Annotated in this window: 27 protein-coding genes; 10 read left to right on the forward strand and 17 right to left on the reverse strand. The window is 45.0% G+C overall.

From position 1 onward, the window contains the following. The first annotated feature begins 23 nt into the window (after window positions 1-23). Window positions 24-944 (forward strand): glutaminase B, encoded by a 921-nt coding sequence (gene glsB, locus L1D37_RS15470; RefSeq protein ID WP_017629544.1) that lies wholly within the window; start codon window positions 24-26, stop codon window positions 942-944. A 304-nt stretch (window positions 945-1,248) separates the two neighbouring features. On the opposite strand, the gene hemW is transcribed toward glsB, so the two are convergent. From hemW to L1D37_RS15505, 7 genes are all read right to left on the reverse strand, one after another. Next, entirely contained in the window at window positions 1,249-2,436 is a 1,188-nt protein-coding gene (gene hemW / locus L1D37_RS15475; protein ID WP_239848396.1) for a radical SAM family heme chaperone HemW, read from the reverse strand. After that, window positions 2,436-3,035, reverse strand: coding sequence for an XTP/dITP diphosphatase (locus L1D37_RS15480; protein WP_239848397.1), 600 nt, complete (start codon window positions 3,033-3,035; stop codon window positions 2,436-2,438). Before L1D37_RS15480 ends, hemW begins: the two co-directional genes overlap by 1 nt. A 48-nt stretch (window positions 3,036-3,083) precedes the next feature. Beyond that, entirely contained in the window at window positions 3,084-3,515 is a 432-nt protein-coding gene (locus tag L1D37_RS15485) for a DUF4426 domain-containing protein (RefSeq protein ID WP_016768173.1), read from the reverse strand. A 28-nt stretch (window positions 3,516-3,543) separates the two neighbouring features. Next, window positions 3,544-3,834, reverse strand: coding sequence for a DUF167 family protein YggU (yggU, locus tag L1D37_RS15490; RefSeq protein ID WP_009847703.1), 291 nt, complete (start codon window positions 3,832-3,834; stop codon window positions 3,544-3,546). A 29-nt stretch (window positions 3,835-3,863) separates the two neighbouring features. Beyond that, window positions 3,864-4,421, reverse strand: coding sequence for a YggT family protein (locus tag L1D37_RS15495; protein WP_010435653.1), 558 nt, complete (start codon window positions 4,419-4,421; stop codon window positions 3,864-3,866). A gap of 57 nt (window positions 4,422-4,478) precedes the next feature. After that, a complete protein-coding gene (gene proC / locus L1D37_RS15500; protein ID WP_239848398.1) occupies window positions 4,479-5,297 on the reverse strand; it encodes a pyrroline-5-carboxylate reductase in 819 nt (272 codons plus the stop codon). Window positions 5,298-5,381: 84 nt separating this feature from the next. Beyond that, the gene (locus L1D37_RS15505; protein WP_239848399.1) at window positions 5,382-6,086 is read right to left on the reverse strand and encodes a YggS family pyridoxal phosphate-dependent enzyme; all 705 of its coding nucleotides are present in this window, start codon (window positions 6,084-6,086) and stop codon (window positions 5,382-5,384) included. Window positions 6,087-6,112: 26 nt separating this feature from the next. Between L1D37_RS15505 and L1D37_RS15510 the strand changes: the two genes are divergently transcribed. Next, window positions 6,113-7,150 carry a type IV pilus twitching motility protein PilT gene (locus tag L1D37_RS15510; protein WP_017629549.1) on the forward strand — a complete coding sequence of 346 codons (1,038 nt, stop codon included), beginning with the start codon at window positions 6,113-6,115 and terminating at the stop codon, window positions 7,148-7,150. A 14-nt stretch (window positions 7,151-7,164) separates the two neighbouring features. Beyond that, the gene (locus tag L1D37_RS15515) at window positions 7,165-8,274 is read left to right on the forward strand and encodes a PilT/PilU family type 4a pilus ATPase (RefSeq protein ID WP_239848400.1); all 1,110 of its coding nucleotides are present in this window, start codon (window positions 7,165-7,167) and stop codon (window positions 8,272-8,274) included. 76 nt (window positions 8,275-8,350) lie between these two features. Here the strand turns inward: L1D37_RS15515 and L1D37_RS15520 are convergent, their stop codons facing one another. The 9 genes from L1D37_RS15520 to metK all read right to left on the reverse strand — a co-directional run bounded on the left by L1D37_RS15520 (window position 8,351) and on the right by metK (window position 15,390). Beyond that, window positions 8,351-8,512, reverse strand: coding sequence for a hypothetical protein (locus L1D37_RS15520; RefSeq protein WP_176680464.1), 162 nt, complete (start codon window positions 8,510-8,512; stop codon window positions 8,351-8,353). 98 nt (window positions 8,513-8,610) lie between these two features. After that, complete coding sequence (gene ruvX, locus L1D37_RS15525) at window positions 8,611-9,033, reverse strand: Holliday junction resolvase RuvX (RefSeq protein ID WP_048659417.1); 423 nt, start codon at window positions 9,031-9,033, stop codon at window positions 8,611-8,613. A gap of 54 nt (window positions 9,034-9,087) precedes the next feature. Next, window positions 9,088-9,651, reverse strand: coding sequence for a YqgE/AlgH family protein (locus L1D37_RS15530; RefSeq protein WP_017629552.1), 564 nt, complete (start codon window positions 9,649-9,651; stop codon window positions 9,088-9,090). A 109-nt stretch (window positions 9,652-9,760) separates the two neighbouring features. Then, window positions 9,761-10,711, reverse strand: coding sequence for a glutathione synthase (gshB, locus tag L1D37_RS15535; protein WP_239848401.1), 951 nt, complete (start codon window positions 10,709-10,711; stop codon window positions 9,761-9,763). 9 nt (window positions 10,712-10,720) lie between these two features. Continuing rightward, window positions 10,721-11,452 carry a 16S rRNA (uracil(1498)-N(3))-methyltransferase gene (gene rsmE, locus L1D37_RS15540; protein ID WP_210443101.1) on the reverse strand — a complete coding sequence of 244 codons (732 nt, stop codon included), beginning with the start codon at window positions 11,450-11,452 and terminating at the stop codon, window positions 10,721-10,723. A 153-nt stretch (window positions 11,453-11,605) separates the two neighbouring features. Then, window positions 11,606-12,337, reverse strand: coding sequence for an endonuclease (locus L1D37_RS15545; RefSeq protein WP_239848402.1), 732 nt, complete (start codon window positions 12,335-12,337; stop codon window positions 11,606-11,608). Window positions 12,338-12,489: 152 nt separating this feature from the next. After that, window positions 12,490-12,990 (reverse strand): SprT family zinc-dependent metalloprotease, encoded by a 501-nt coding sequence (locus L1D37_RS15550; RefSeq protein ID WP_239848403.1) that lies wholly within the window; start codon window positions 12,988-12,990, stop codon window positions 12,490-12,492. A 79-nt stretch (window positions 12,991-13,069) separates the two neighbouring features. After that, the gene (locus tag L1D37_RS15555) at window positions 13,070-13,867 is read right to left on the reverse strand and encodes a DUF2189 domain-containing protein (protein WP_017069586.1); all 798 of its coding nucleotides are present in this window, start codon (window positions 13,865-13,867) and stop codon (window positions 13,070-13,072) included. 368 nt (window positions 13,868-14,235) lie between these two features. Then, complete coding sequence (gene metK / locus L1D37_RS15560) at window positions 14,236-15,390, reverse strand: methionine adenosyltransferase (protein ID WP_017629557.1); 1,155 nt, start codon at window positions 15,388-15,390, stop codon at window positions 14,236-14,238. Window positions 15,391-15,748: 358 nt separating this feature from the next. Here metK and L1D37_RS15565 point away from each other — a divergent pair, with 358 nt between their 5' ends. The 6 genes from L1D37_RS15565 (at window position 15,749) to L1D37_RS15590 (ending at window position 24,033) form a co-directional block, all read left to right on the forward strand. After that, complete coding sequence (locus tag L1D37_RS15565; protein WP_275665524.1) at window positions 15,749-17,974, forward strand: transketolase; 2,226 nt, start codon at window positions 15,749-15,751, stop codon at window positions 17,972-17,974. A gap of 214 nt (window positions 17,975-18,188) precedes the next feature. Further along, the gene (gene epd, locus L1D37_RS15570; protein WP_128644326.1) at window positions 18,189-19,238 is read left to right on the forward strand and encodes an erythrose-4-phosphate dehydrogenase; all 1,050 of its coding nucleotides are present in this window, start codon (window positions 18,189-18,191) and stop codon (window positions 19,236-19,238) included. 166 nt (window positions 19,239-19,404) lie between these two features. Further along, entirely contained in the window at window positions 19,405-20,568 is a 1,164-nt protein-coding gene (locus L1D37_RS15575) for a phosphoglycerate kinase (protein WP_017068708.1), read from the forward strand. 155 nt (window positions 20,569-20,723) lie between these two features. After that, window positions 20,724-21,800 carry a class II fructose-bisphosphate aldolase gene (fbaA, locus tag L1D37_RS15580; RefSeq protein WP_010435694.1) on the forward strand — a complete coding sequence of 359 codons (1,077 nt, stop codon included), beginning with the start codon at window positions 20,724-20,726 and terminating at the stop codon, window positions 21,798-21,800. Window positions 21,801-22,178: 378 nt separating this feature from the next. After that, window positions 22,179-23,045, forward strand: a complete 867-nt coding sequence (gene mscS / locus L1D37_RS15585; protein WP_017629560.1) for a small-conductance mechanosensitive channel MscS — start codon at window positions 22,179-22,181, stop codon at window positions 23,043-23,045. Between the two features lie 466 nt (window positions 23,046-23,511). Then, entirely contained in the window at window positions 23,512-24,033 is a 522-nt protein-coding gene (locus L1D37_RS15590) for a TetR/AcrR family transcriptional regulator (protein WP_239848404.1), read from the forward strand. Window positions 24,034-24,099: 66 nt separating this feature from the next. Here the strand turns inward: L1D37_RS15590 and L1D37_RS15595 are convergent, their stop codons facing one another. Further along, window positions 24,100-24,729 carry a LysE/ArgO family amino acid transporter gene (locus L1D37_RS15595; RefSeq protein WP_239848405.1) on the reverse strand — a complete coding sequence of 210 codons (630 nt, stop codon included), beginning with the start codon at window positions 24,727-24,729 and terminating at the stop codon, window positions 24,100-24,102. Window positions 24,730-24,871: 142 nt separating this feature from the next. Between L1D37_RS15595 and L1D37_RS15600 the strand changes: the two genes are divergently transcribed. Further along, the gene (locus L1D37_RS15600) at window positions 24,872-25,768 is read left to right on the forward strand and encodes a LysR family transcriptional regulator ArgP (RefSeq protein WP_029405713.1); all 897 of its coding nucleotides are present in this window, start codon (window positions 24,872-24,874) and stop codon (window positions 25,766-25,768) included. Window positions 25,769-25,875 lie beyond the last annotated feature (107 nt).

Genomic DNA, 25,875 nt, shown 5'->3' on the forward strand with positions numbered 1-25,875 from the left:
TAACAATATAGAAGTAAGCACACATGAAACCAACTCAAGCTATTTTGGCCGAGATTTTAGACGAAGTTCGTCCCCTAATTGGTCAGGGAAAGGTTGCTGATTATATCCCTGCATTGGCTCGCGTATCGAACCAGAAACTGGCGATTGCGGTATACACAAACGAAGGTGAGGTGATTCAAGCGGGTGATGCAGAGGAGGCCTTTTCTGTGCAATCCATCTCTAAAGCCTTGAGCCTGACGTTAGCTATGGTGTTATACAAGCCTGAAGAGATTTGGCAACGCGTAGGCAAAGAGCCTTCAGGACAAGCCTTTAACTCTATGATTCAGCTTGAGATGGAGCATGGCATCCCCCGTAACCCGTTCATCAATGCGGGGGCAATTGTCGTTGCAGACCTACTACAAAGCCGCTTGTCTGCGCCTAGACACCGCTTGTTAGAGTTTGTGCGTCAGTTATCGGGTGATACTCATATTGTGTATGACAAGGTGGTAGCGGCTTCAGAAATGATGCACAGCGATCGTAATGCTGCCATTGCTTATTTGATGCGTTCATTTGGTAACTTTGAGAATGATGTTATCCCAGTTCTGAATAACTACTTCCATGCTTGTGCGCTTAAAATGACGTGTGTGGATTTGGCGAAAACCTTTAGCTATTTGGCGAACAAAGGTGTGTCGGTTCAGACTAAGAAAGAGATCATCACGCCTGTTCAAACTAAGCAGCTGAATGCTTTGCTTGCAACATGTGGTTTGTACGATGGGGCAGGTGAGTTTGCTTACCGTGTTGGTATGCCGGGCAAATCGGGTGTGGGTGGCGGTATTATTGCCATCGTTCCGGGTGAGATGACCATCGCGGTATGGTCTCCAGAGCTTGATCCTTCTGGTAACTCGCTCGCAGGTACTAAGGCTCTGGAGTTGCTTTCAGAGCGAATTGGTCGTTCTATTTTTTAAAAGCGCTTTTAAGTTGGGGTTCTATATTTGCAAGAGATCCCCAACTCACTCGTCCCTCGTTCTTGAGGATGACGGTGTTGTTTGTAACTTTCGATGCACTCGCCTCTAACTTTTTTTGGATAAGACTTGTTTGATGTCCGTCATTCCCGATAGCGACGAGGGAGTGTAATCGGGAATCTATTATTTGTAGGCGTGTAAATTAGAAAAGGGTTGACCCTAAAGCCAACCCTTACGCAATACTTCTCGAATCTCGAATCTCGAATCTCGAATCTCGAATCTCGAATCTCGAATCTCGAATCTCGAACTACTCGTCTTCTTCTGCCATAAAGGCTTCTAGCAGATCATTTAGGAATAGCTTTCCTTTTTCAGTGATCTGCCAGTGAGTGTCGGTTTCGTTCAAGTAACCTAGCTCTTTTGCCCACTCAATCGTTGACTGAACAGCCTCAAAACCAAGCCCTGTCGTATCGATGAAATCTTGTTTTGGACACGCTTCCATTAACCTAAAGCGGTTCATAAAGAACTCAAAAGGGCGGTCTTCATTCGACACTTCAAACTCATCAGATAGATAAGGCTTCACCATGTTCTGGTAAGCCGCTAAATAGCCTCTAGGGTGTTTAACCTTAGTCGTACGAATGATGCGTCCATCAGCAAAACTTAGCTTGCCATGAGAGCCACAGCCAATACCCAGGTAGTCACCAAAGCGCCAATAGTTAAGGTTATGCTGACACTGATATCCCGGCTTGCTGTAGCCTGAAATTTCGTACTGCACATAGCCTGCGTCTGCGAGCTTCTTATGACCCAAATCGAAAATATCCCAAAGATCATCATCGTCAGGTAGCTTTGGCGTTTTGTAATAGAACATGGTGTTAGGTTCTATTGTTAGCTGATACCAAGATAAGTGTGGAGGGTTAAGCTCGATCGCTTTGTCTAGATCCGCCAATGCTTGATCTATGCTTTGATCCGGCAAGCCGTGCATAAGATCGAGGTTAAAGCTGTTCAGACCGATTTTATGTGCGAGGTGAGCAGCGTTGACCGCTTCATCTTGACCATGGATACGCCCAAGTCTTTCCAGCTTCTCTTGCTCAAAGCTTTGCACACCAACCGAGATTCGATTCACCCCTGCTTTTTGGTAACCTGCAAAACGTTCAGCTTCAATGGTGCCTGGATTAGCTTCCATGGTGATTTCGATTTCTGGTTTGAACGGGATGCGTTGCTCAATACCTTGGAGTAATCGACCTATCCCTTCTGGAGAGAATAGGCTCGGAGTACCACCACCAATAAAGATTGAGTGCAATGGACGAGGTGCGCCATTGAGTTGGTACTTTTCGATATCAGTATCGAGATCCTCAAGTAGCGCATCGATGTACTCTTTTTCAGGAATCTCGGCTTTCAGAGCGTGTGAGTTGAAATCACAATACGGACACTTTTGTACACACCATGGGATGTGTACATAGAGACTAAGTGCTGGTGGTATAAGCGCTGTATCGTGCATTACAGAGCTTGCTCCTTGATTGCTTCGAATAGAGAAGTAAGGGCTTTACCGCGGTGTGAAAGCTGCTTTTTACGTGTAGATTCTAGCTCAGCAGATGCGCAGTTATCTTCTGGTACAAAGAATACAGGATCGTAGCCAAAGCCATTCTCACCGTGCTCTTCCGTCAGAATGCGACCTTCCCATTTACCGTGACACACTAATGGTGTTGGATCGTTTTCGTGACGCATTAACACCAACACACAGTGGAAACGAGCGGTACGCTTTTCAGTTTCCACACCTTGCATGGCATCAAGTAGCTTTTCAATGTTTTGCTTATCCGTCGCCCCTTCACCTGAGTAACGCGCTGAGTAGATGCCCGGAGCACCCTTAAGGAAATCAACCTCTAAACCTGAGTCGTCAGCGATCGCTGGCAGCCCTGTCTCTTTCGCAGCATGGCGAGCCTTGATGATGGCATTTTCAATGAAAGTTGTTCCTGTTTCAGCGACTTCTGAAACGTTAAACTCACTTTGCGCGACAACGTCAAAACCAAACTCAGACAGAATATCTGCCATCTCGCGAACTTTACCTTGGTTGCCTGTGGCTAAAACAATCTTACTCATGGTGATGTGGCTCTAATAAGTTAGTGAACAGAAAAGTGACGGTTGAAGTTACTCTTCTATATAGAATTTTTGTGTGAATCGCAGTGGGCCTGTGCCTTTCAAACCTGCGTTAACATCGATATTAAAAGTGATGTTTTCTTCGTGTGTTACAGGGAACTCAGCTAGGTAATAAATCGCATCACCTTCCTTTATTTCGCGGAAGTTAAGCGTGCGAGTGTTACCTACAAGGTTCTTCGCTGTTCCCGTGATTTTAGCCGTTGTTGCTGGCTTGCCAAGGGAAGCTTTGTCTAACACGCTGATGTTCAGAATCGCCGAGTAGCCATTTCGCTTAAGTTTATATTGCTTAGCGACTTGAGCTGTTAGAAATGTCGAGTTAAAAGCCGAGTAGTGAACCTCGACATCCTTAATGTTTTTAAATTGTCCTGCTGAGCTTGGTAGGGCAACAAGAGCGGTGAGTAGTGCTGTAATCCATAGACGCATAGTGACTCCAATAAATAGCAAAAAGCCATCATAGGATGGCTTTGACTTCAGTGGGGATTTGGCTTGGCGAGCATATTCGAACTTGTTTGTGCCGGCCGAGCTCTCCCTTTTCAATTTTAATTTGCCCTTTCGCGACCTTAAACTGTTTCGCTAGGTATTTCGCTAAGTGGGCATTGGCTTTGCCATCTACCGGTGGGGCAGTGATGGCAATTTTTAGTTCCTCACCGTGCAAGCCAACAATCTTATCTCGGCTTGCTTTGGGTTGGATATAGAGCCTAAGAAGAATATCGTCTTCCTCGGCCCAAACCGCTTTTGGCATCGTCAAAGTACCTGATGTTTGTACTTGAATTATAGCTGATACCAAATAGGACCAATCATGTCGCCCATTAGGAAGTTCGCAAACTGCAGAACAATAAACAGAACCAGTACGCTTAAGTCGAAGCCACCCATATCAGGTAGGATACGGCGGATAGGCATTAGCATTGGCTCAGTCAGTTGATGGAACACGTACTCGATTGGGCTACGGCCTTGGCTAACCCAGCTTAGGATTGCGCGGATTAGTAGAACCCAGAAGATCAAACCGCCTGCCGCTTTTAGCAAAGATAGTGCACCAAATATCAGGAAGCTGATATCGAATACAGCTGCGCCGCCAGAGATAATCAGGTTTAGAGCAACGAACTTAAGTACACATAGCACATAAGCAAAAACAACCGTCGCAAGATCAAGGCTGCCGATAGATGGGATAACTCGGCGTAGTGGGGCAACAACCGGTTGTGTCGCTTTTACGATGAATTGTGAGAATGGGTTGTAGAAATCTGCACGTGAAGCTTGTAGCCAGATACGCAAGATCACAACCATGATGTAAAGATCAAAAACGGTCGAGATCAGAAAGCTCATCGAGTTCATATTGTTTCCTTTTTCGGATTTACTTGCCGCTTAGATATCACCCGAGCGACAAAATGCTTAAAACAGTTTTTCCATCTCTTCAGCTCGAGCGACCGCCGCTTGCATGGCTTTGGCTACGATGTCTGATAGTTGATGTTCATTGAACGTGCGTAATGCTTCTGCGGTCGTTCCGCCTTTTGAAGTCACTTGTTCACGCAGTGTCGATAATTCAGTGTTTGGATTCGCTACCACCATCTCTGCCGCGCCTAATGCAGACTGCTGCACTAATTTACGAGCGGTTTCTTGATCGAAGCCTTGGTTGATTGCCTCAGCTTGCATCGATTCCATAAATAGGAAGAAGTAAGCTGGAGCACTTCCTGCTGCCGCAATGATGTTATTGATACCAGACTCTTGTTCAACCCAGCTCACTTCACCTACAGCTTGCATCAGCTGAGATGCGAAGTCTTTATCATTTTGGCTGACCGTTGAATCGGCATAAAGACCGCTCATGCCTTTACCAAGCAATGATGGCGTGTTTGGCATCACACGAACCAGGTTCAGTTGGCAGTCTAACATCTCATTGAGTCGATTCGCATTAATACCTGCGGCAATTGAGATTACCAGTTTGTTACTAAAGTCGATGCTTTGTAAGGGGTTACATACGTCAGCCATCATTTGTGGTTTCACTGATAACACAACAACGTCTGCTTGCTCGGCTGCGGCAATATTATCGCTGGTGGTATTGATGCCATATTCTTGCTCTAACGGCAGCCTTCTGGTATCTGAAGGCGCTGTCGCAGTAATCTTTTGCGCTGGGTAACCACTTGCTACTAAGCCCGCTACAATTGAGCGAACCATGTTTCCCGCCCCAATAAAGGCGATGTTCTTATGTTCCATATATAAAATCCTGAGCGTGTCGCTGCGCGATTCAAGCGAAGCGGTATCAATACTTATCGTCGATTTCTGGTTGCTAACCAATTGCTATTTTGCGTAATCACGAGCACCAAAGATGGCCGTTCCAATACGAACCATGGTACTGCCAGCCTCAACTGCTGCATCCATATCACCACTCATGCCCATAGACAGGGTATCGATGTCTGGATAATTCGCGGCGAGCTTATCTTTAAGCTCTGCCAGTTGAGAGAATGCATTAAGCTGAGATTGATAGTCAGAGACGTTTGCAGGAATTGACATCAATCCTCTTAAAGTGAGGTTAGGGAGCGACGAAATCAACTCCGCCAGTGCAAAAACTGTCTCTTCAGAAGTACCAGACTTGGACTCTTCGCCACTGGTGTTCACCTGGATAAGCACCTGTAGAGGTGGAAGTTCGCTTGGGCGTTGATCGTTAAGCCTTTGCGCAATCTTATCGCGATCGACGGAATGTACCCATTGGAAGCTTTCCGCAATTGGACGAGTTTTATTGGACTGAATTGGACCAATAAAGTGCCACTCTAAATTTAGGTTAGAATGTTGTTCTGAAAAGTGTTTTACTTTATCGACACCTTCTTGAACATAGTTTTCACCAAAGGCAACTTGGCCTCCGAGTGCGGCTTCTAGAATCGCATCAATAGGTTTAGTTTTGCTGACGGCTAAAAGTTGCACGGACTCTGGAGCTCGTCCGCACTTTTGCTCAGCACTACGAATCTGTGAGGTGATTTGTTCGATATTTTGTTGAATACTACTCATAGCTGACTTTACTTAAGGGAAAATAAATGGATATCACTGAGTTACTAGATTTTAGTGTAAAGCATAACGCGTCAGATCTACATCTTTCTGCGGGTGTATCTCCAATGGTACGTATAGATGGTGAAGTAAGGAAGCTTGGAATACCAGCTTTGAGTCATGCTGATGTGCATCGTTTAGTTTTTGAGATCATGAGCGATTCGCAGCGTGGTGAGTTTGAAGAAAAATTGGAAGTCGACTTCTCTTTTGAATTGCCCAATGTTGGTCGTTTCCGTGTGAATGCTTTTAACCAAGCTCGTGGTTGCTCAGCTGTCTTTCGAACTATCCCTGTAGAGATCCCAACTTTAGATCAGTTAGGTGCGCCTGAAATCTTTGAAAAGATTGCCAACTACGAAAAAGGTTTAGTGCTCGTTACTGGCCCAACGGGCTCTGGTAAATCGACGACGCTCGCGGCGATGGTGGATTACGTAAACCGTAACCACAATAAGCACATCCTGACGATCGAAGACCCAATTGAATTCGTTCATACCAACAATAAATGCCTTGTTAACCAGCGTGAAGTTCACCGTGATACTCACAGCTTTAAAGCGGCGCTGCGCAGTGCGCTACGTGAAGACCCTGACGTGATTCTTGTTGGTGAGCTTCGTGACCAAGAGACGATTAGCTTGGCGCTAACGGCTGCTGAAACCGGCCACTTGGTTTTTGGTACTCTGCATACCAGCTCTGCTGCTAAAACTATCGACCGTATTATCGATGTATTCCCGGGTAGCGACAAAGACATGGTGCGTTCAATGCTGTCTGAGTCGTTGCGTTCGGTTATTGCTCAGAAGCTGTTGAAGCGTGTTGGTGGCGGTCGTGTGGCTTGTCATGAAATAATGATGGCGACACCAGCTATTAGAAACTTGATTCGTGAAGACAAGGTTGCGCAGATGTATTCGATCATTCAAACGGGCGCAGCACATGGTATGCAGACCATGGAGCAAAATGCGAAGCAGCTAATGGCTCAAGGCTTGGTTGACTCGGAGGAGGTTGAGAGAAAGATCGAAATTGAAACCTCAATGTTTTAATCAAGGTGAACAAAATGGAATTGAATCAAATCCTTGAAGGAATGCTGTCTCAAAAAGCATCGGATCTTTATATCACCGTTGATGCGCCTATCCTGTTTCGTGTTGATGGTGAATTACGACCTCAAGGCGATAAGCTGAATGCGGCTCAGGTTGCTCAATTACTTGATGCGATGATGGATCAAGACCGACGTGATGAGTATCAGCAAACTCGTGAGGCAAATTTTGCCATTGTGCGTGAGTTTGGTCGCTTTCGTGTCAGTGCGTTCTTCCAACGAGAGCTACCTGGAGCGGTAATTCGACGCATCGAGACTAACATCCCAACCTTTGAGCAATTAAAGCTTCCTGATGTATTACAAGACCTTTCAATTGCTAAGCGCGGGCTGGTGCTGGTGGTTGGTGCGACTGGCTCTGGTAAATCGACCTCAATGGCTGCGATGACAGGCTATCGCAATACCAATCGTTCAGGTCATATCCTAACGGTTGAAGACCCGATTGAATTTGTCCATGAACATAAAAAATGTATCGTGACTCAGCGTGAGGTCGGGCTCGATACTGAGAGCTATGAAGTCGCACTTAAGAATTCTTTGCGCCAAGCACCAGATATGATCTTGATTGGCGAAATCCGTAGCCGTGAAACTATGGAATACGCGATGACCTTTGCTGAGACGGGTCACTTGTGTATGGCTACACTACACGCGAATAATGCCAACCAAGCGCTAGAACGTATTCTTCACTTGGTCCCAAAAGAGCAGAAAGAACAGTTCTTGTTTGACCTGTCGATGAATCTGCGTGGTGTGGTCGCTCAGCAATTAATCCGAGATAAGAATGGCAGCGGTCGACATGGTGTGTTTGAGATTCTACTCAACAGCCCACGAGTGTCTGATTTGATTCGTCGTGGTGAATTGCATGAGTTAAAAGCAACAATGGCGAAATCGAAAGAGATTGGGATGCAGACCTTTGACCAAGCTTTGTATGATTTAGTTGTAGCAGGCAAGATCAGCGAAGAGGATGCGTTCCACAGTGCTGACTCCGCTAACGACTTACGCTTGATGCTAAAAACCAGACGTGGCGATGATGACTACGGGACCGGTGCTTTAGCTGGTGTGAAGATCGATATGGGGTAGATTCAGTGCTTAGTGCTCAATCTTAGTACCAATAAAAAACCCGCTCGAAAGGCGGGTTTTTTGTGAAGCGAATAAATTAGTGGTTTGCAAAACTGTTGTTATCGTTCGAGTAACCGCGTTCTTTTTCTAATTTAATTTTAGTTGGATATTGCTCGCCAGTATAACCAGCTGAACCACCACCCATTGAACTACATGCTGTTATTGCTAGAGCGGCGAAGATTGCTAGAATAATTTTCATGTGAACTCCCACGTTCTTATTTTGAATTGCATCGACATTACGATGTGAAATTCGAGTGGGATCACAAGTTAGCTCACATTTCGCTCACTTATTTTTCGTTATGAATATTGTGCTTCAAACCAGCTTTCCAAAATAACCACAGCTGATTGATTATCAACGTTGCCTTTGCTTAGTGCTTTGTAGCCACCCATGTCAAAAAGATCAGCTCTTGCTTCGGCTGTCGATAACCTCTCATCATGCAGCTCAACGTCAACACCAAAGCGTCCTTTCAGGCGGTTAGCGAACTTCTTTGCTCTAGGTGTGATGGTTGCTAGATCTTTACCGTGAAGGTCGGTAGGAAGACCAACCACAATCAGATTCGGTTGCCATTCCTTAATTTGCTTTTCGATATCGTCCCAGTTTGGGATGCCATCTTTGGCTTTAAAGGCTTTCAGAGGGCTTGCTGTGCCTGTGATTTCTTGTCCAATCGCACTGCCGATACTTTTTGTACCGTAGTCAAATGCCATAATTGTTCGTGACATGGGGCTTCCAAATTAATCTGTGTTTGAGTGTTTATTTTATTGAGCTGAGTAGGGCTAGGCGTGGCCTGCATCTGCTGAAAGCTGAGCGGCATTAATACCTAACATTTGCACCGCGACTTTCCAGCGGTCCGAGATCGGTGTGTCGAAGATGACCTTTGGATCGGCTTCAACGGTTAGCCATGAGTTCTCGGTCAGTTCTATCTCCAGCTGGCCTGGCTCCCACCCAGAATAACCAAGTGCAACCAGATAATTGATCGGTTCATCTTCGGTTCCTAACACCATCAAGATATCTTTTGAGGTTGTTACCGAGATTTGGTCCGTCATGTTGATACTGGATTGATAGCTGCCTTTGGGCTTGTGCAAAATAAACCCGCGGTCTTCTGCTACAGGTCCACCATTTAATACGGGCTTATCAAGGCTTGCCTGGTTGGATTTTGGTTGTTCAGAATCAACCTCAACTTGTTTGAGCATGCTGCCGACAGTGACATCGATGGGAGCGTTGATCATCAAACCCATTGCACCTTCGTCATTGTGCTCACAAAGGTAGATCACCGAATTTTGAAAGTATGGGTCTTTCATTCCGGGCATAGCGACCAGAAAGTGGTTCGTTAAATTCATAGAGCCTCCTGCCAGTGTGTTCCCAGTAAAGGAAGAAGAGCGGCGTAAAGCCGCTCATTGATTCTGTGTCTAAATGTTTGCGAATAGCTAAGACTTTCTTAAGTTTAGGCTATTTAGCGTTAACACGACGCTCGATTGCATCCATTAATTTACCCGTAACTGAAATATCAAAAGCAGCTTCAATTTCACGGATACACGTTGGGCTCGTCACGTTAATCTCAGTCAGCTTGTCACCGATAACGTCAAGTCCCACGAAGATTAAGCCTTTCTCTTTTAGTGCTGGAGCAACCGCTCGTGCGATAGCCCAGTCGGTGTCACTTAGAGGGCGAGCTTCACCAGTACCACCAGCAGCTAGGTTGCCTCGAGTTTCCCCTTTAGCCGGAATACGCGCTAGGCAGTAAGGCATTGGTTCACCATCAACCACAAGAATACGCTTGTCACCGTTGCTGATGTCTGGAACAAAGGTTTGTGCCATAGCGTAGTTTTGACCGTGGTTAGTCAAGGTTTCAATGATCACTGATACGTTTGGATCGCCTTCCTTAACACGGAAGATCGATGCGCCACCCATGCCATCAAGTGGCTTAAGGATGACGTCACCGTGCTTTTCGCGGAACTCTTTAATCTTTTCAGCTTTACGAGTCACGATGGTGGTTGGTGTTAGCTCAGGGAACCAAGCTGTAAATAATTTCTCGTTACAGTCACGTAGGCTTTGTGGTTTGTTTACGATCAGTGCGCCGTTCTCTTCAGCACGCTCAAGAATGTAGGTCGCGTAGATGTACTCAGTATCAAACGGAGGATCTTTACGCATTAACACCGCATCTAAATCAGATAGGGCGATAGTCTGTTCAGACTTGAACTCGTACCAACCGTTTGGATCTTCTTTGAGTTCTACAACCTTTGTGTCAGCAATGGCTACGCCTTGATCTAAGTGTAGATCATCCATTTCCATGTAATGGATTTCGTAACCACGACGCTGAGCTTCAAGCATCATGGCAAAGCTAGAGTCTTTTTTGATGTTAATGGATGAAATTGGATCCATTACGATGCCAAGTTTGATCATTTTTTTCTCCTAGCCTAGATCGCCAAAACGGACTTGTAAGGCAGTAATTGCGGTTAGAGCTGCTGTCTCGGTACGAAGTACACGTGGGCCGAGTAGCGTCTCTTCAAATTTGTATTGTTCTGTCATGCCGATTTCTTCAGCTGACAAGCCACCTTCAGGACCGATCAATAGGCGTACCTTGCTGATAGGTTCTGGAAGGGTATTAATTGAGTATTTTGCGCGAGGGTGCAGGTTCAACTTTAATGCTTCACTCGGTTCGCTACACCACTCTTCAAGTTGCATGATTGGGCGAATGACTGGAACCGTGTTACGGCCACACTGTTCACACGCCGCGATCGCAATCTTTTGCCACTGCGCGAGTTTTTTCTCGAATCGCTTAGTATCTAGCTTAACGCCACAGCGCTCTGATATCAGAGGGGTAATGGTGTTCACACCAAGCTCAACTGATTTCTGAATCGTAAATTCCATTTTGTCGCCACGTGAAATCACTTGGCCTAAATGTAAGTCTAACGGAGATTCACTGCTGCGCTCGATTCGCTCAGTAACATTAACCGTCACGTTCTTCTTTGATACCTCAGCAATTGTCGCAGGGAATTCAGCGCCACTGCCATCAAATAGAAGAACCTCTTGACCTTCTTTCATGCGAAGGACACGACCAACATGACCCGCGGCATCTTCGCCTAAAGCGAGAGAACCTAACTGGTGAATGCGTTCTGGGTGATGGATACGAGGGATTCTCATGCTGGTAAACCTATAAATATGATCATTTGGGTATTTTGTCTCTGCCTAACATGGATGCTTTTAGTTGAAAAAACAAGGGTAGAGCAAGAGTTTCAGGGGCAATTCTGAAACTCTTGTTTGAGATGGTTAGGAATGTGGGTTATGCGAGTAGCGTTATTTACAAGCTGGGTAAACAAATGGGTTGTGATTACCTTGGATGGCATAGATACGCTCATCACGAGTACACTCCCACTCATCGACAGGGAACTGCTTGTTCCAAGCCACCATCAGGTTGGTTTGCTGCTTAGATAGTTTGAAACCATACTCTTGGCTCATGTAAAGATAAGTACGAGCGATAGAGCCTTTTGCTCTGTCTGGTGGCATCACCTTACGCTGTTTGAAGTTGACCTGCATTTCACACTGACCATAGCTGACCCCATCCATGCCATTCCACTGGCTGAAATTGTAGTTGGAGCGATCACCGTTAACCTCGCCAATGGCCGGAGTTAGGTTGTGAAGGTCGGCTTCCATGGATTTGAATACTTTGTCATTACGAGTGCAATTCTTGCGTCCACCGTCTTGCCAGCACTGACGCTGGTGGCCAAATTGCCAAGCTGGAACTACGTGTTCCCACTCAATTCGACTCGCCCGCTTTTGCTGCTTTCGTACTTGATAACCACAGCCATCAAGGTCTGGAATGCCTTTCTTTTTGTCTTTCCAAGTAATGTCACAGCCACAATAAAACGAAGTCGGGTGATCAAGGTAAATCTTCACCGCTTCTTTTTTTGCTTTGGAGAAGGAGCTTGGTGGAGCGGCGAAAACGTTTTGGGTTACCAGTAGGCCAAATACTACCGATAAGTAAAAAGACACCGATAGGCCAAATGCTTTTGGAGTGGTTTTATGCATAGAAAAAGACTGATAAAAGTATGATAAATATCAGTCTAGCACTCAAGTGATAGATTTCTCCATTACATTTCAATCATCTAATCGATGGAGTGCAATTTCCTGAAGAAAAACGAGTTGGTAACTCGACGGAACATGTGCCGAGTAATATGACGTTAGCTGAGTTGCGTGCCTGTAAAGGCCAAGGTTTGATTGCACTGTTGGCAGCGATAGCTTGATTGGTTACGCAATACCTTGTTGTGACGTCTAATCGAAAGTGGGTAAACCGTGCAGTCGCAGCGGTATTCAAAGGTCTTGCCTTGCACCGAGGTGATCTCAAAACTGTGGGTTGTTTTGGCTGGTACGTTGAATACCTTTTCCATCACGTATTTCCATTCATTCCCGTGAGGTCTCACTCGTCCAAATACTTGATGTGTGATCAGGTGTGCCAGTTCATGAGGCACCACCTCGTTAACGAAGGCATCCTCATTTTCGGCGAAGAGTACATGATTGAGCTTAATTTCATTGAGCTGAAGATAGGCCTTTCCCGCTGCCTTTCCTCTTAATTTGTAAGTGATGGTTGGGCATGGAAATTCGCGTGAGAAATGTTGATTAGCGATAGCTAGGCACTCGGCCAATTTCTTATTTGCTCGATGTTGTTGCGGGGTGTAAGACAAACGTTGTTAACTCCGAAAAAAGGCCTCAGCGTTTAAGCTAAGGCCTCATCATAACATTGCTCGTTACTCTGGCTATAATTTATAGGTGGTGATTCTTCTTGATGATTTCGTGGTAGGCATGCCACGTACCATAACCAAGTAGCGGCATGGTGACGATCATACCAATGCCGTAGGTCGCAAAGCCCACCAGAATACCGGCACAAATAATACTTGCCCACACCACCATCGCTGGGATGTTGGATTTCACTGCATTGAAGCTAGTGAAGATTGCACTCATTACATCTACGCGTCTCTCCATCATCAATGGAATAGAAAATGCTGAGATGCTGAAGATTAGGCTAGCGATAACAAATCCAATCACAGACCCCGTGATCAGGAAAGGCGCAAACTCTGCCAATGGCGCGCCTTGTACTGATGGGTACAAAGCATGCAATAGAGCGGCGATACGCATCCAGAATATCATCGCGACCATTAATACAATCGCAAAGGCCCACTGATGGGTTGAGTTGCGTGTGATGGCTTTCATGGAGTGCAGTAGGCTGGCGTTGTGCCCTTTTTCTCTTTCCCAAGCTGCGTCATACAGACCCAGAGCAAGGAAAGGTCCTATCAACATGTAAACAATCAAGCTTGGCATCACCACCAAGTGTGTTCCTTGCCATTGGACAAGTTGAACTATGGCGATTGCCGCTCCCATGAAGCACAGACCGTAAAATGCACTGATTAATGGCATTCTTACTAAGTCATGCAGAGCAAGCGACAACCAATGAAAGGGTGCGGAAATACTGATTTGGTTGCAAGGAATGGTGCGAGCGTAATCCTTATCGCTGACCTTGTGTTTTTTATCGTTCAGTTCGGATGGGTGCGCGGTACGAGGCATAGATCCCCCTAGTTAAATAACGTCCTAGTTATAATTCCATAAGGCTCATCGGTGTGGCTTGTGTGAGAGTTATGGTGTTGAGCTAAATTGCTCTTTGTCATCCCAGTTTTTGTTCTAGCGTGCATTTAACGAGCGTTATTAGACTGAATTGATTTAAGTTAAATGTGAGCTTGATCGCCTAGGAGTTACCTTAACTATTGACAGTAGTGTTAGAAAACACAAATTATCGGTGGCTTTTTATACTTAGTGGTTAACGGTAAAGAAGGGCGAGAAAGAAGGAAGTTGCGAGTGAAAGTTCGGTAAGTACATAAAAATAAAGCCCTTACTAAGCAGTAAGGGCTTTATAGAAACAAATCGCAGTGGCTAAATTATTTTAGGCCAGCGAAGTCAGCAAGGATTGCTGCTTTGTCAGTCGCTTCCCAAGGGAACTCTTCACGACCGAAGTGACCGTATGCTGCAGTCTGCTTGTAGATAGGTTGAAGAAGGTTCAGCATTTCTTGAAGACCGTATGGACGTAGGTCGAAGTTTTGACGAACCGCTTCAATGATGATTTCGTGAGCTACTTTCTCAGTACCAAACGTTTCAACCATGATAGATGTTGGATCTGCAACACCGATAGCGTAAGACAGTTGAATCTCACAACGGTCAGCCATGCCAGCAGCAACGATGTTTTTAGCAACGTAACGTGCTGCGTAAGCTGCAGAACGGTCAACTTTTGATGGATCTTTACCAGAGAATGCACCGCCACCGTGACGAGCTGCGCCGCCGTAGGTATCAACGATGATCTTACGACCAGTTAGACCACAGTCACCCATTGGGCCACCGATTACGAAACGGCCTGTTGGGTTGATGAAGAAGTTAGTGTCTTTGTTGATCCACTCTGAAGGTAGTACTGGCTTGATGATCTCTTCCATTACTGCTTCACGTAGATCCGGAGTTGTTACTGAATCACAGTGTTGAGTAGAAAGAACAACAGCATCGATACCAACAATTTTACCTTGGTCGTACTGGAATGTTACTTGAGATTTCGCATCTGGACGAAGGAAGTCAAGCTTACCGCTCTTACGTACTTCAGCTTGTTTCTTAACAAGAAGGTGAGAGTAAGTAATTGGAGCTGGCATTAGGATCGGTGTTTCGTTAGTCGCGTAACCAAACATGATGCCTTGGTCGCCAGCGCCTTGCTCTTTAGGGTCTGCTTTATCAACACCTTGGTTGATGTCTGGAGACTGCTTACCAATTGTGTTTAGAACGGCACAAGAGTCAGCGTCAAAGCCCATATCAGAATGAACGTAACCAATTTCACGTACTGTTTCACGAGTGATTTCTTCGATATCAACCCATGCAGACGTTGTTACTTCACCGCCAACCATAACCATGCCGGTTTTTACGTAAGTCTCACAAGCAACACGTGCTTTTGGATCTTGTTCCAAGATGGCATCAAGAACAGCATCAGAGATTTGGTCTGCAATTTTATCTGGATGGCCTTCTGAAACAGATTCAGAAGTGAATAGGTGCTTAGCCATGAGAGCTCCACTTTTAGGTTTTGGTGTAAATAGTTTTATGGCGTCGCAAGCTAGGAAGCGCCGCCATTAAATACAGTATATTTTGTAGGTGTTTCTACATCTAGACGGCTATTCTAAATTCCAGCGGTCGAATTACAAGCTCTTTTTTATGATATGTCATAACTAAACGTTTGCGTATCGTTTGAGATAAGCCGTTGCTAAGTGATGTAAATGATCGAAAATTGCGAAAAATGACCGTTAAAATGCCAGTAAAACGTTTGCAGTCGCTATAGTCGTTTGAGAGAATACCCGCGCTAATAAAAATGAAAATTTTAGCATCAATCTCTTTTTTAAATCGCTTATGTATCCAGGAGCAGACATGCCTTCTCGTAAAGATCTAGCCAATGCAATCCGCGCACTTAGCATGGACGGTGTTCAACAAGCAAATTCAGGCCACCCAGGCGCACCTATGGGCATGGCTGACATCGCTGAAGTTCTTTGGCGTGGCCACTTGAACCACAACCCAGCAAACCCAGAGTGGGCTGACCGCGACCGTTTTATCCTGTCTAACGGCCATGGTTCAATGCTGATTTACTCTCTGCTGCACCTTGCAGGTTACGAGCTTTCAATTGAAGACCTTAAAAACTTCCGTCAACTTCACTCTAAGACTCCGGGTCACCCAGAGTACGGTTACGCTCCTGGTATCGAGACAACTACTGGTCCTCTAGGTCAAGGCATTACTAACGCTGTTGGTATGGCAATGGCTGAGAAAGCACTGGCTGCACAGTTCAACAAAGAAGGCCACGACATCGTAGACCACTACACTTATGCATTCATGGGTGATGGCTGTCTGATGGAAGGTATTTCTCACGAAGCATGTTCTCTAGCGGGTACGCTAGGTCTTGGTAAGCTGGTTGCTTTCTGGGATGACAACGGCGAAGGCCACGACATCGTAGACCACTACACTTATGCATTCATGGGTGATGGCTGTCTGATGGAAGGTATTTCTCACGAAGCATGTTCTCTAGCGGGTACGCTAGGTCTTGGTAAGCTGGTTGCTTTCTGGGATGACAACGGCATCTCTATTGATGGTGAAGTTGAAGGTTGGTTCTCTGACGATACACCTAAGCGTTTTGAAGCATACGGCTGGCACGTAATCCCAGCGGTAGATGGTCACGACTCTGACGCTATCAATGCTGCGATTGAAGCGGCTAAAGCGGACCCTCGCCCAACGCTTATCTGTACTAAAACTATTATCGGTTTTGGTTCTCCAAACAAAGCAGGTACACACGACTGTCACGGTGCTCCACTAGGCGCTGATGAAATCACAGCAACTAAAGCTGCACTTGGTTGGGAACACGGTCCTTTCGAAATCCCAGCTGATATCGCAGCTGAGTGGAATGCGAAAGAAGCAGGCGCAGCAAAAGAAGCAGCGTGGAATGCTAAGTTTGACGCATACGCAGCGGCTTACCCAGAGCTAGCAGCAGAATTCAAACGTCGTACTAACGGTGAACTTCCAGCTGAGTGGGAAGAAAAAGCAAATGCAATCATTGCTGATCTTCAAGCTAACCCAGCAAACATCGCTTCACGTAAAGCATCTCAAAACGCACTAGAAGCGTTTGGTCAAATGCTTCCAGAATTCATGGGTGGCTCTGCTGACCTTGCGCCTTCTAACCTAACTATGTGGTCGGGTTCTAAGTCTCTTGAAGCAACTGACTTCTCTGGTAACTACATCCACTACGGTGTACGTGAATTCGGTATGACGGCTATCATGAACGGTATCGCTCTGCACGGTGGTTTCGTACCATACGGCGCAACGTTCCTAATGTTCATGGAATACGCTCGTAACGCAATGCGTATGGCTGCTCTGATGAAAGTTCAGAACATCCAAGTTTACACGCACGATTCTATCGGCCTAGGCGAAGATGGTCCGACTCACCAACCAGTTGAGCAAATCGCTTCTCTACGTCTGACTCCAAACATGAGCACATGGCGTCCATGTGACCAAGTTGAATCTGCAGTGGCTTGGAAACTGGCAATCGAACGTAAAGATGGCCCTACATCGCTAATCTTCTCTCGTCAAAACCTTGCGCAACAAGATCGTGACGCTGCACAAGTAGCTAACATAGCTAAGGGTGGTTACATCCTGAAAGATTGTGAAGGCAAGCCAGAGCTTATCCTTATCGCAACAGGTTCTGAAGTTGAGCTAGCGGTTAACGCTGCTGCTGAACTAACAGCTGAAGGCAAGAAAGTACGCGTAGTATCTATGCCTGCAACTACAGGTTCTGAAGTTGAGCTAGCGGTTAACGCTGCTGCTGAACTAACAGCTGAAGGCAAGAAAGTACGCGTAGTATCTATGCCTGCAACTGACGCGTTCGACAAGCAAGATGCTGAATACCGTGAGTCTGTACTTCCATCTGACGTTACTGCTCGTATCGCAGTAGAAGCTGGCATCGCTGACTTCTGGTACAAGTACGTTGGTTTCGGTGGCAAGATCATCGGTATGACAACGTTCGGCGAATCTGCACCAGCAGGCGAGCTATTCAAGATGTTCGGTTTCACTACTGAAAACGTAGTAAACACAGCGAAAGAGCTTCTAGCTTAATCATTGACTGATGGCCTTGTGCTAACAGTTAAATGAAAGAAAAAACCGAGCGCTGAGCTCGGTTTTTTGTATCTGGGATTTGTTTTCTCCTAGACTCATCTTTATACGCAGCAGATCAATCTGTCCTAAGTAGGCTGAGTTATTCAAGTAATGCCTTTTGGGTAGGATTCAGTTATCATCTGTTGCACGAAATTTTGGTTAGATGTACGGAACTATGCTAAAAGTCGCGATAAACGGATTTGGAAGAATAGGGCGTAATGTATTACGCGCTGTTTATGAAAGTGGCAAAAGCCAACAAATCAAAGTAGTAGCTGTCAATGAGCTTGCTCAGCCTGACGCTATGGCTCACCTATTGCAGTACGACACTAGTCACGGCCGCTTCGGTAAGAAGATCTCCAACGACCAAGAGCACATCTATGTCCATCACGGCATTGGTGCGGAAGATAAAGGTGAGTTTGATACGATTCGTATCTTGCATCTCGCTGATATCGAGTTGTTGCCTTGGCGTGATCTTGAGGTGGATATTGTACTCGACTGTACCGGTGTTTACGGTTGCCGTGCTGATGGCCTAGCGCACATTGCTGCTGGGGCGAAAAAGGTGTTGTTTTCACATCCTGGTGCGAACGACCTTGATAACACCATTATCTATGGTGTGAATCACGATACCATCGAGGCCGACCATCGAATCGTTTCCAACGGTTCATGCACCACCAACTGTATTGTTCCTATCATTAAGGTTCTTGATGACGCCTTTGGCATCGAGTCCGGTACCATCACAACGATTCACTCTTCAATGAATGATCAGCAAGTGATTGATGCGTACCACAGCGACCTTCGCCGTACTCGAGCTGCGAGCCAGTCCATCATTCCTGTCGATACCAAATTGCATAAAGGTATTGAAAGAATCTTCCCGAAATTTTCTAACAAGTTCGAAGCGATATCTGTGCGTGTACCAACGGTAAACGTAACAGCGATGGATTTAAGTGTCACAATTAATACAAATGTGAAAGTTAATGACGTAAATCAAACCATTGTTAATGCGTCCCAGTGTACATTACACAATATAGTTGACTATACTGAAGCGCCGCTCGTTTCCATCGACTTTAATCACGATCCTCATAGCGCAATCGTCGATGGTTCACAAACTCGAGTGAGCAACGGCCACTTAGTAAAAATGCTAGTGTGGTGTGACAATGAATGGGGCTTTGCGAACCGAATGCTGGATACGGTTCTCGCAATGCAAGCTTCTGAAGGCAAGAAGTAAGACCTAGAAGCAAATGTGCGGATTATTTATTTTTTAGCTTGAAATAAATGCTAAGTGTCCACATATTACTAGTAGTTAAAGCATTACCAGTTGAATAATTTATAGGCTTAGCAGGGTTGCTGAGTTTCCAAAACTTTATTTTTATTTAAATTTGAGAGGACAAATCATGTCTGTGATCAAGATGACTGACCTGGAACTTGCAGGTAAACGCGTATTTATCCGTGCTGACCTAAACGTACCAGTAAAAGACGGTAAAGTAACTTCAGATGCACGTATCCTAGCATCTCTACCAACTATCAAGCTTTGCCTAGAAGCTGGTGCAAAAGTAATGGTTACTTCTCACCTTGGTCGTCCTACTGAAGGCGAATACAACGAAGAGTTCTCTCTAGCTCCTGTAGTTAACTACCTAAACGACGCACTAGACTGCGAAGTTAAACTAGCTAAAGATTACCTAAACGGCCTAGAGCTAAACGCTGGTGAACTAGTTGTTCTTGAAAACGTTCGTTTCAACGAAGGTGAGAAGAAGAACGAAGAAGCACTTTCTAAGCAGTACGCTGCGCTATGTGACATCTTCGTGATGGACGCATTCGGTACAGCTCACCGTGCACAAGCATCTACTCACGGTGTTGGTACTCACGCTCCTGTAGCATGTGCAGGTCCTCTTCTTGCTGCTGAGCTTGAAGCTCTTGGCAAAGCAATGGATAACCCAGAGCGTCCGCTAGTTGCTATCGTTGGTGGTTCTAAAGTATCGACTAAGCTAACAGTTCTTGAGTCTCTATCTAAAATCGCTGACCAACTTGTTGTTGGTGGTGGTATCGCGAACACATTCATCGCAGCTGAAGGCCACAACGTAGGTAAGTCTCTATACGAAGCTGACCTAGTTGAAACTGCTCAGAAGCTAATGAAAGAGTGTGCTATTCCAGTAGCGACTGACGTTGCATGTGCTAAAGCATTCGACGAAAACGCAGAAGCTGAAATCAAGCACGTTTCTGAAGTACAAGACGACGACATGATCTTCGACCTTGGCCCAGATTCAACTGCTGCACTAGCTGAAATCATCGGCAACGCAAAAACTATCCTTTGGAACGGCCCTGTAGGCGTATTCGAATTCAAAAACTTCGAAGCGGGTACAGCTGGTATCTCTAAAGCAATCGCTGAGTCTGCAGGTTTCTCTGTAGCAGGTGGTGGTGACACGCTAGCAGCTATCGACAAGTTCGGTATCAAAGCTGACGTTTCTTACATCTCTACTGGCGGTGGCGCTTTCCTTGAGTTCGTTGAAGGTAAAGTACTTCCAGCAGTAGCAATGCTTGAAGAGCGTGCTAAAGCATAATTGATTTAGAAAGGCGAGATGCGAATCTCGCCTTTTAACGTTTGCTGCATATCACACTTTTTTGCTAGAATGGCATAAGTTGTGAGCAAACGATTGCAAGTTTTTGAACTTAAGTTTTTTAATCTTAAAACGATAGAATAAATAGGACTATTTCCATGTCTAAGATCTTCGATTTTGTAAAACCTGGTGTGATTTCTGGCGATGACGTACAGAAAGTATTTGAAGTAGCAAAAGAAAACAAATTTGCTCTTCCTGCTGTAAACGTTGTTGGTACTGACTCTGTAAACGCAGTACTAGAAGCAGCTGCTAAAGTTAAAGCTCCAGTAGTTGTTCAGTTCTCTAACGGTGGCGCTGCATTCTTCGCAGGTAAAGGCGTTAAACTTGAAGGTCAAGGCGCACAAGTTCTTGGCGCTGTAGCTGGTGCAAAATACGTACACGCTGTAGCTGAAGCTTACGGTGTTCCAGTTATTCTACATACTGACCACGCTGCTAAGAAACTTCTTCCATGGATCGACGGTCTACTAGACGCTGGTGAAGAGTTCTTCGCACAAACTGGTAAGCCTCTATTCTCTTCTCACATGCTAGACCTTTCTGAAGAGTCTCTAGAAGAGAACATCGAAACATGTGCTAAGTACCTAGAGCGCATGGCTAAAATGAACATGACAATCGAGATCGAACTTGGTTGTACTGGTGGTGAAGAAGACGGCGTAGATAACTCTGATATGGACGCATCTGAGCTTTACACTTCTCCAGAAGACGTAGCATACGCATACGAGAAACTAATGGCTGTTAGCCCACGTTTCACTATCGCTGCTTCTTTCGGTAACGTACACGGTGTTTACCAAGCTGGTAACGTTGTACTTACTCCAACTATCCTACGTGATTCTCAAGCATACTGTGCAGAGAAGTTCGGTATCGCACCTAACGCTCTAAACTTCGTATTCCACGGTGGTTCTGGTTCTTCTGAAGCAGAAATCCAAGAATCTATCGGCTACGGTGTTATCAAAATGAACATCGATACTGATACACAGTGGGCAACTTGGGACGGTATCCGTCAGTACTCTGCTGACAACTTCGATTTCCTACAAGGTCAAATCGGCAACCCAACTGGCGAAGCTGCTCCAAACAAGAAGTACTACGATCCACGCGTATGGCTACGTGCTGGTCAAGCTTCAATGGTTGCTCGTCTAGAGAAAGCATTTGCTGACCTTAACGCTGTAGACGTACTATAATTCTTTGAATTAAGTACTCTTTAAGTTTTAAAAACCCGCTCATTGAGCGGGTTTTTTTATGTCTGATAAAAACTTGTATTAATTATGTGAAAAACCTAGCGTGCGGTGAATAAATTTCGTAGTCTTTTAGTTATCGGTATTTGTGTTTATCAGTAAGTTTTATTATTTCAAAAGCTTACATAAATATGACTTTGCAATCTGTCAAAGATAGGATATCGTGCCGAAAAACTGGACTTGGTTCAGTTTATAAAAAAGGACTTGGCTTTAATTTACTTTTAACACAATGACTTAACAGAAATTAAACTGTTTTCTTTGTTGTTTGGTAGGTTTGGCTTAAGGCAGTTTAGCTCATAGCATATTACATAGAGGATGCACATTATGGCTGAGAGTTCTACAACGATTGAGACCCCGCTTGTGGATGGTCTTTCAAATGCAGAACAATGGTTAACGGATAACTCAGATTTATTTATTCAATACGGTGTAAACATTATTTCTGCGCTCGTTATTCTATTTATTGGTAACTTAATCGTTAAAGCAGTAGCGAATAGCGTGTCTAAGGTTCTTCAGAAGAAGAAAATGGACCGAGCGGTTGTCGAGTTTATCCATGGCTTAGTTCGTTACTTGTTATTTGTTATTGTTCTAATTGCAGCTCTTGGTCGCTTAGGTGTTCAAACAGCATCTGTCGTTGCTGTAATTGGTGCGGCTGGTTTAGCTATCGGTCTGGCTCTACAAGGCTCACTATCTAACTTTGCTGCTGGTGTACTTATCGTTGCATTCCGTCCATTCAAGTCTGGTGACTACGTGGAAATCGGTGGTGTAGCGGGTTCAGTTGATTCAATTCAAATCTTCCAAACTGTTCTAACAACACCTGACAACAAAATGGTTGTGGTACCAAACGGCAGCGTTATCGGTAGCCCAATCACGAACTACTCTCGTCATGACACACGTCGTATTGACCTAATGATCGGTGTTTCTTACGGTGCTGATCTACAAAAGACCAAAGAACTTCTGACTAAGATCTGTGAATCTGATGAGCGCGTGTTGAAAGAACCTGGCGTTCAAGTGGGTGTTCACACACTTGCTGACTCTTCAGTTAACTTCGTGGTTCGTCCATGGGTTAGCACTGCAGAGTACTGGAATGTTTACTTCGACCTGATGCAAGCAATCAAAGAAGGCTTGGATAAAGAAGGTATCGAAATTCCATTCCCACAAATGGATGTGCACATGAATAAAGTAGAAGCTTAATTCTTTAATCGGCTTTTACAGCGGTAAGCTTTTATAACGAAAGGCGGATAACTTAGGTTGTCCGCCTTTTTTGTTGTCTTCAATATCACGAATCCTGTTCGTTGTTATCACTGTTTAGCTTCTTTTCTTTGTATCTCCTTTTTTCGCGTTCTACTCGACGTTGGCCATAACGATGTTTTCAGCATCGCATATAAGGGCTTTCTTACTTCTTGTCCTCCCAAAATAGCCAATAAACATAAACCGCCAGGAATCAAAATCATCATCAATAGCGGTCGAAGTAGGTAAGAGAAGCAAAAGATCGTGGGCAGAAAAATCAGCACTTGTCCCAGTCGGTTTAATATATTCATCATCTCCGTATCTCCAAAGTTGAATTGAGCATGCTCATTTTTATAATTGAGCGCGCTCAATTTGTCAAATTAGAGCACTAAGAGTATGATCAAGCTTGATTTGAGAAGGGGGTATTTTCGTGAGTAAGAGAGAGATAACGAAGCAGAAAATCTTAGCGTCTGCTTGGGAGTTATTTGGGGAGAATGGTTATGACAACACCACAACTCGCCAGATCGCTCGTCACGCGGGTGTGGCAGATGGCACGGTGTTTAGTCATTTTGAAACCAAGCTGACGATTCTTCGAGAAGGAATGCTATCGCAGTTGGAAAAGATTGGTCAGGAGGTGTTAGCTGCTGAGCAAGACAAGCATGCTGTGGATGTCGGTATCTCGCTGATTGAACACTACTACCGCTATTATTTTGATAATGTTGAGTTAAGTCGAGCGTTACTCAAAGAGGTCATTTGGGATCTAGACTATTACCGCACCTTTGATCAGGCACTGTTTCAGACGGTTAATGTCGATGCATCTATTTCTGAAAAAATGCCATTGATTATGGATAGCTATTTCATGACCTTGATAAATCACTTGAGCCAACCGGAACCAAGCCTTGAAGCTGCGCTGAGTGAACTGAACAGTAAAATTCGAGTCATTCTAGCGTAACTCATGATATTAATGAGTTACTTACGGTGTGTCTGGCTTGGTCGGCAGTCTCTGTTCTTTAACTGATTACCAGTATAGCTCAATCAGTCCATTGGTAAGCACTGCAGCAATGGCGAACATCATGGTTGCTACTGCGATATCAATGCCTTTCTTAACATTCGGTTTAGATAGCGTTGGACCTAGCTTTGCTGCGCCCAGTGACAAAGAGTAAAACCAAACAAATGAAGCCAAGATGGTTCCCATAGCAAAAGCAATTCTGTCGTTACCTTCAAACTGTCCGCCAATCGAACCAAGAATCACCACGGTATCCAAATAGAGGTGTGGGTTTAATACAGTCACCGCCAAGGCGCCCAAAATAACGGTGCGCTTACCACGAGCCAGTATCTCTCCTTTTGACTCCTCGCTTGATGGCGCTTTAAAGGCACTGCGTAGTGATAACAAACCATACACGGTTAGAAAAGCGATGCCACCTAACGTGACCGAGGTGAGTAGCAATTCATTTTGCGACAGAATCGCACCGCCACCAAAGATACCCAATGAGATAAACAGAGTGTCGAGTAGGCTACAGATTGTCGCTGTGGTTAAATGGTGGTTGCGTTTTATCCCTTGATTTAGGACGTACGCATTCTGAGCGCCAATAGGGATAATCATGCTTGCCCCTAGACCAAAACCTTGTAATAAAACCCAAAAACTCATTTTAACCTCCACTTATTTAACGATATTTACGTGCTATATGGCGAAGATACTCCGACCTTATAAATAAGTATAATTAATGATATTAATCTATTATTAGAGTTGCTAATGTGGTGTCGAGTTAGCTTAAAAAGGAAGCAAATTGATGCGTGGATTGGATTATAAATGGATAGAAGCACTGGATGCAGTGGTGAAACAACGTAGCTTCGAAAGGGCTGCAGAGCAGTTATATATCTCCCAGTCAGCGGTGTCTCAACGCATCAAACAGCTAGAAAAGTGGTTAGCTCAGCCTGCTTTGGTGAGAGAAAACCCGCCTAGGCCAACTCCAGCTGGCAAAAAGTTATTGGGTTTGTATCGCAGGGTTCGTTTGTTAGAGCATGAGCTGGTGCCAGAGTTGATGAATGAAGATAGTGCGCAACCTTTATCAATATCTATTGCCACCAATGCCGATAGCTTAGCGACATGGCTGTTGCCCGCATTATCGGATGTGATGAAGTCTCGCCAAGTAGAGCTGAACCTCGCGATTCATGGTGAAGCGAGAACCATTGATAAGATAAAAAGTGGTGAGGTTGCTGGCGCGATCAGTCTAGAATCTCAAGCAATCCCCGGTTGCAGTGCTGACTATCTTGGCAGGATGGATTACGTGTGTGTAGCGAGCCCTGACTTTCATCAGCGATATTTCTCTGAAGGCGTAAACTACGCCACATTAAGCAAGGCACCGGCGGTTTCTTATGATCAATACGATGATCTGCATAAGAAGTTTCTGCATGACCATTTTAACGTACCAAGGGACAGCGTGATTAATCATACGGTCGGCAGCTCAGAAGCATTTGTGCGTTTGGCGTTGTCAGGTGTGGCCTATTGTTTGATCCCTCGGTTGCAGATCATCGATGAGCTAGAGTCCGGTGCGTTGATTGATATTACGCCCGGTTTTTTGTTGTCTTATCGCATCTATTGGCACCACTGGCAGCTAGAAAGTGGGGTACTCAAAGAGATATCTCAAGCGATATTAGGTTTTGCTCACAACCACTTACCTCAGTAAATTGTTGGTTTTTTCAGCGTCAAAGTTCTGTTAGAAGTTCTGCATCAGGATTGGCTAAACGGCAAATTGCTCTATGATGAAAGTACATTTGTTTAGCATAGGTCTAC

The organism is Vibrio sp. Isolate33 (genome assembly GCF_022397895.1).
In the GTDB taxonomy this organism is placed as follows: domain Bacteria; phylum Pseudomonadota; class Gammaproteobacteria; order Enterobacterales; family Vibrionaceae; genus Vibrio; species Vibrio pomeroyi.

Coding starts and splice junctions, on each gene's coding strand:
- rsmE (WP_210443101.1), bottom strand. CDS start 11,452: ATGAGAATCCCTCGTATCCATCACCCAGAACGCATTCACCAGTTAGGT.
- L1D37_RS15520 (WP_176680464.1), bottom strand. CDS start 8,512: ATGAAAATTATTCTAGCAATCTTCGCCGCTCTAGCAATAACAGCATGT.
- metK (WP_017629557.1), bottom strand. CDS start 15,390: ATGGCTAAGCACCTATTCACTTCTGAATCTGTTTCAGAAGGCCATCCA.
- L1D37_RS15485 (WP_016768173.1), bottom strand. CDS start 3,515: ATGCGTCTATGGATTACAGCACTACTCACCGCTCTTGTTGCCCTACCA.
- L1D37_RS15575 (WP_017068708.1), top strand. CDS start 19,405: ATGTCTGTGATCAAGATGACTGACCTGGAACTTGCAGGTAAACGCGTA.
- L1D37_RS15530 (WP_017629552.1), bottom strand. CDS start 9,651: ATGAATTTAACGAACCACTTTCTGGTCGCTATGCCCGGAATGAAAGAC.
- L1D37_RS15510 (WP_017629549.1), top strand. CDS start 6,113: ATGGATATCACTGAGTTACTAGATTTTAGTGTAAAGCATAACGCGTCA.
- yggU (WP_009847703.1), bottom strand. CDS start 3,834: ATGCCAAAAGCGGTTTGGGCCGAGGAAGACGATATTCTTCTTAGGCTC.
- gshB (WP_239848401.1), bottom strand. CDS start 10,711: ATGATCAAACTTGGCATCGTAATGGATCCAATTTCATCCATTAACATC.
- fbaA (WP_010435694.1), top strand. CDS start 20,724: ATGTCTAAGATCTTCGATTTTGTAAAACCTGGTGTGATTTCTGGCGAT.
- L1D37_RS15515 (WP_239848400.1), top strand. CDS start 7,165: ATGGAATTGAATCAAATCCTTGAAGGAATGCTGTCTCAAAAAGCATCG.
- L1D37_RS15555 (WP_017069586.1), bottom strand. CDS start 13,867: ATGCCTCGTACCGCGCACCCATCCGAACTGAACGATAAAAAACACAAG.
- L1D37_RS15505 (WP_239848399.1), bottom strand. CDS start 6,086: ATGAGTAGTATTCAACAAAATATCGAACAAATCACCTCACAGATTCGT.
- epd (WP_128644326.1), top strand. CDS start 18,189: ATGCTAAAAGTCGCGATAAACGGATTTGGAAGAATAGGGCGTAATGTA.
- L1D37_RS15545 (WP_239848402.1), bottom strand. CDS start 12,337: ATGCATAAAACCACTCCAAAAGCATTTGGCCTATCGGTGTCTTTTTAC.
- L1D37_RS15495 (WP_010435653.1), bottom strand. CDS start 4,421: ATGAACTCGATGAGCTTTCTGATCTCGACCGTTTTTGATCTTTACATC.
- mscS (WP_017629560.1), top strand. CDS start 22,179: ATGGCTGAGAGTTCTACAACGATTGAGACCCCGCTTGTGGATGGTCTT.
- L1D37_RS15600 (WP_029405713.1), top strand. CDS start 24,872: ATGCGTGGATTGGATTATAAATGGATAGAAGCACTGGATGCAGTGGTG.
- L1D37_RS15480 (WP_239848397.1), bottom strand. CDS start 3,035: ATGAGTAAGATTGTTTTAGCCACAGGCAACCAAGGTAAAGTTCGCGAG.
- glsB (WP_017629544.1), top strand. CDS start 24: ATGAAACCAACTCAAGCTATTTTGGCCGAGATTTTAGACGAAGTTCGT.
- L1D37_RS15595 (WP_239848405.1), bottom strand. CDS start 24,729: ATGAGTTTTTGGGTTTTATTACAAGGTTTTGGTCTAGGGGCAAGCATG.
- hemW (WP_239848396.1), bottom strand. CDS start 2,436: ATGCACGATACAGCGCTTATACCACCAGCACTTAGTCTCTATGTACAC.
- ruvX (WP_048659417.1), bottom strand. CDS start 9,033: ATGTCACGAACAATTATGGCATTTGACTACGGTACAAAAAGTATCGGC.
- L1D37_RS15565 (WP_275665524.1), top strand. CDS start 15,749: ATGCCTTCTCGTAAAGATCTAGCCAATGCAATCCGCGCACTTAGCATG.
- proC (WP_239848398.1), bottom strand. CDS start 5,297: ATGGAACATAAGAACATCGCCTTTATTGGGGCGGGAAACATGGTTCGC.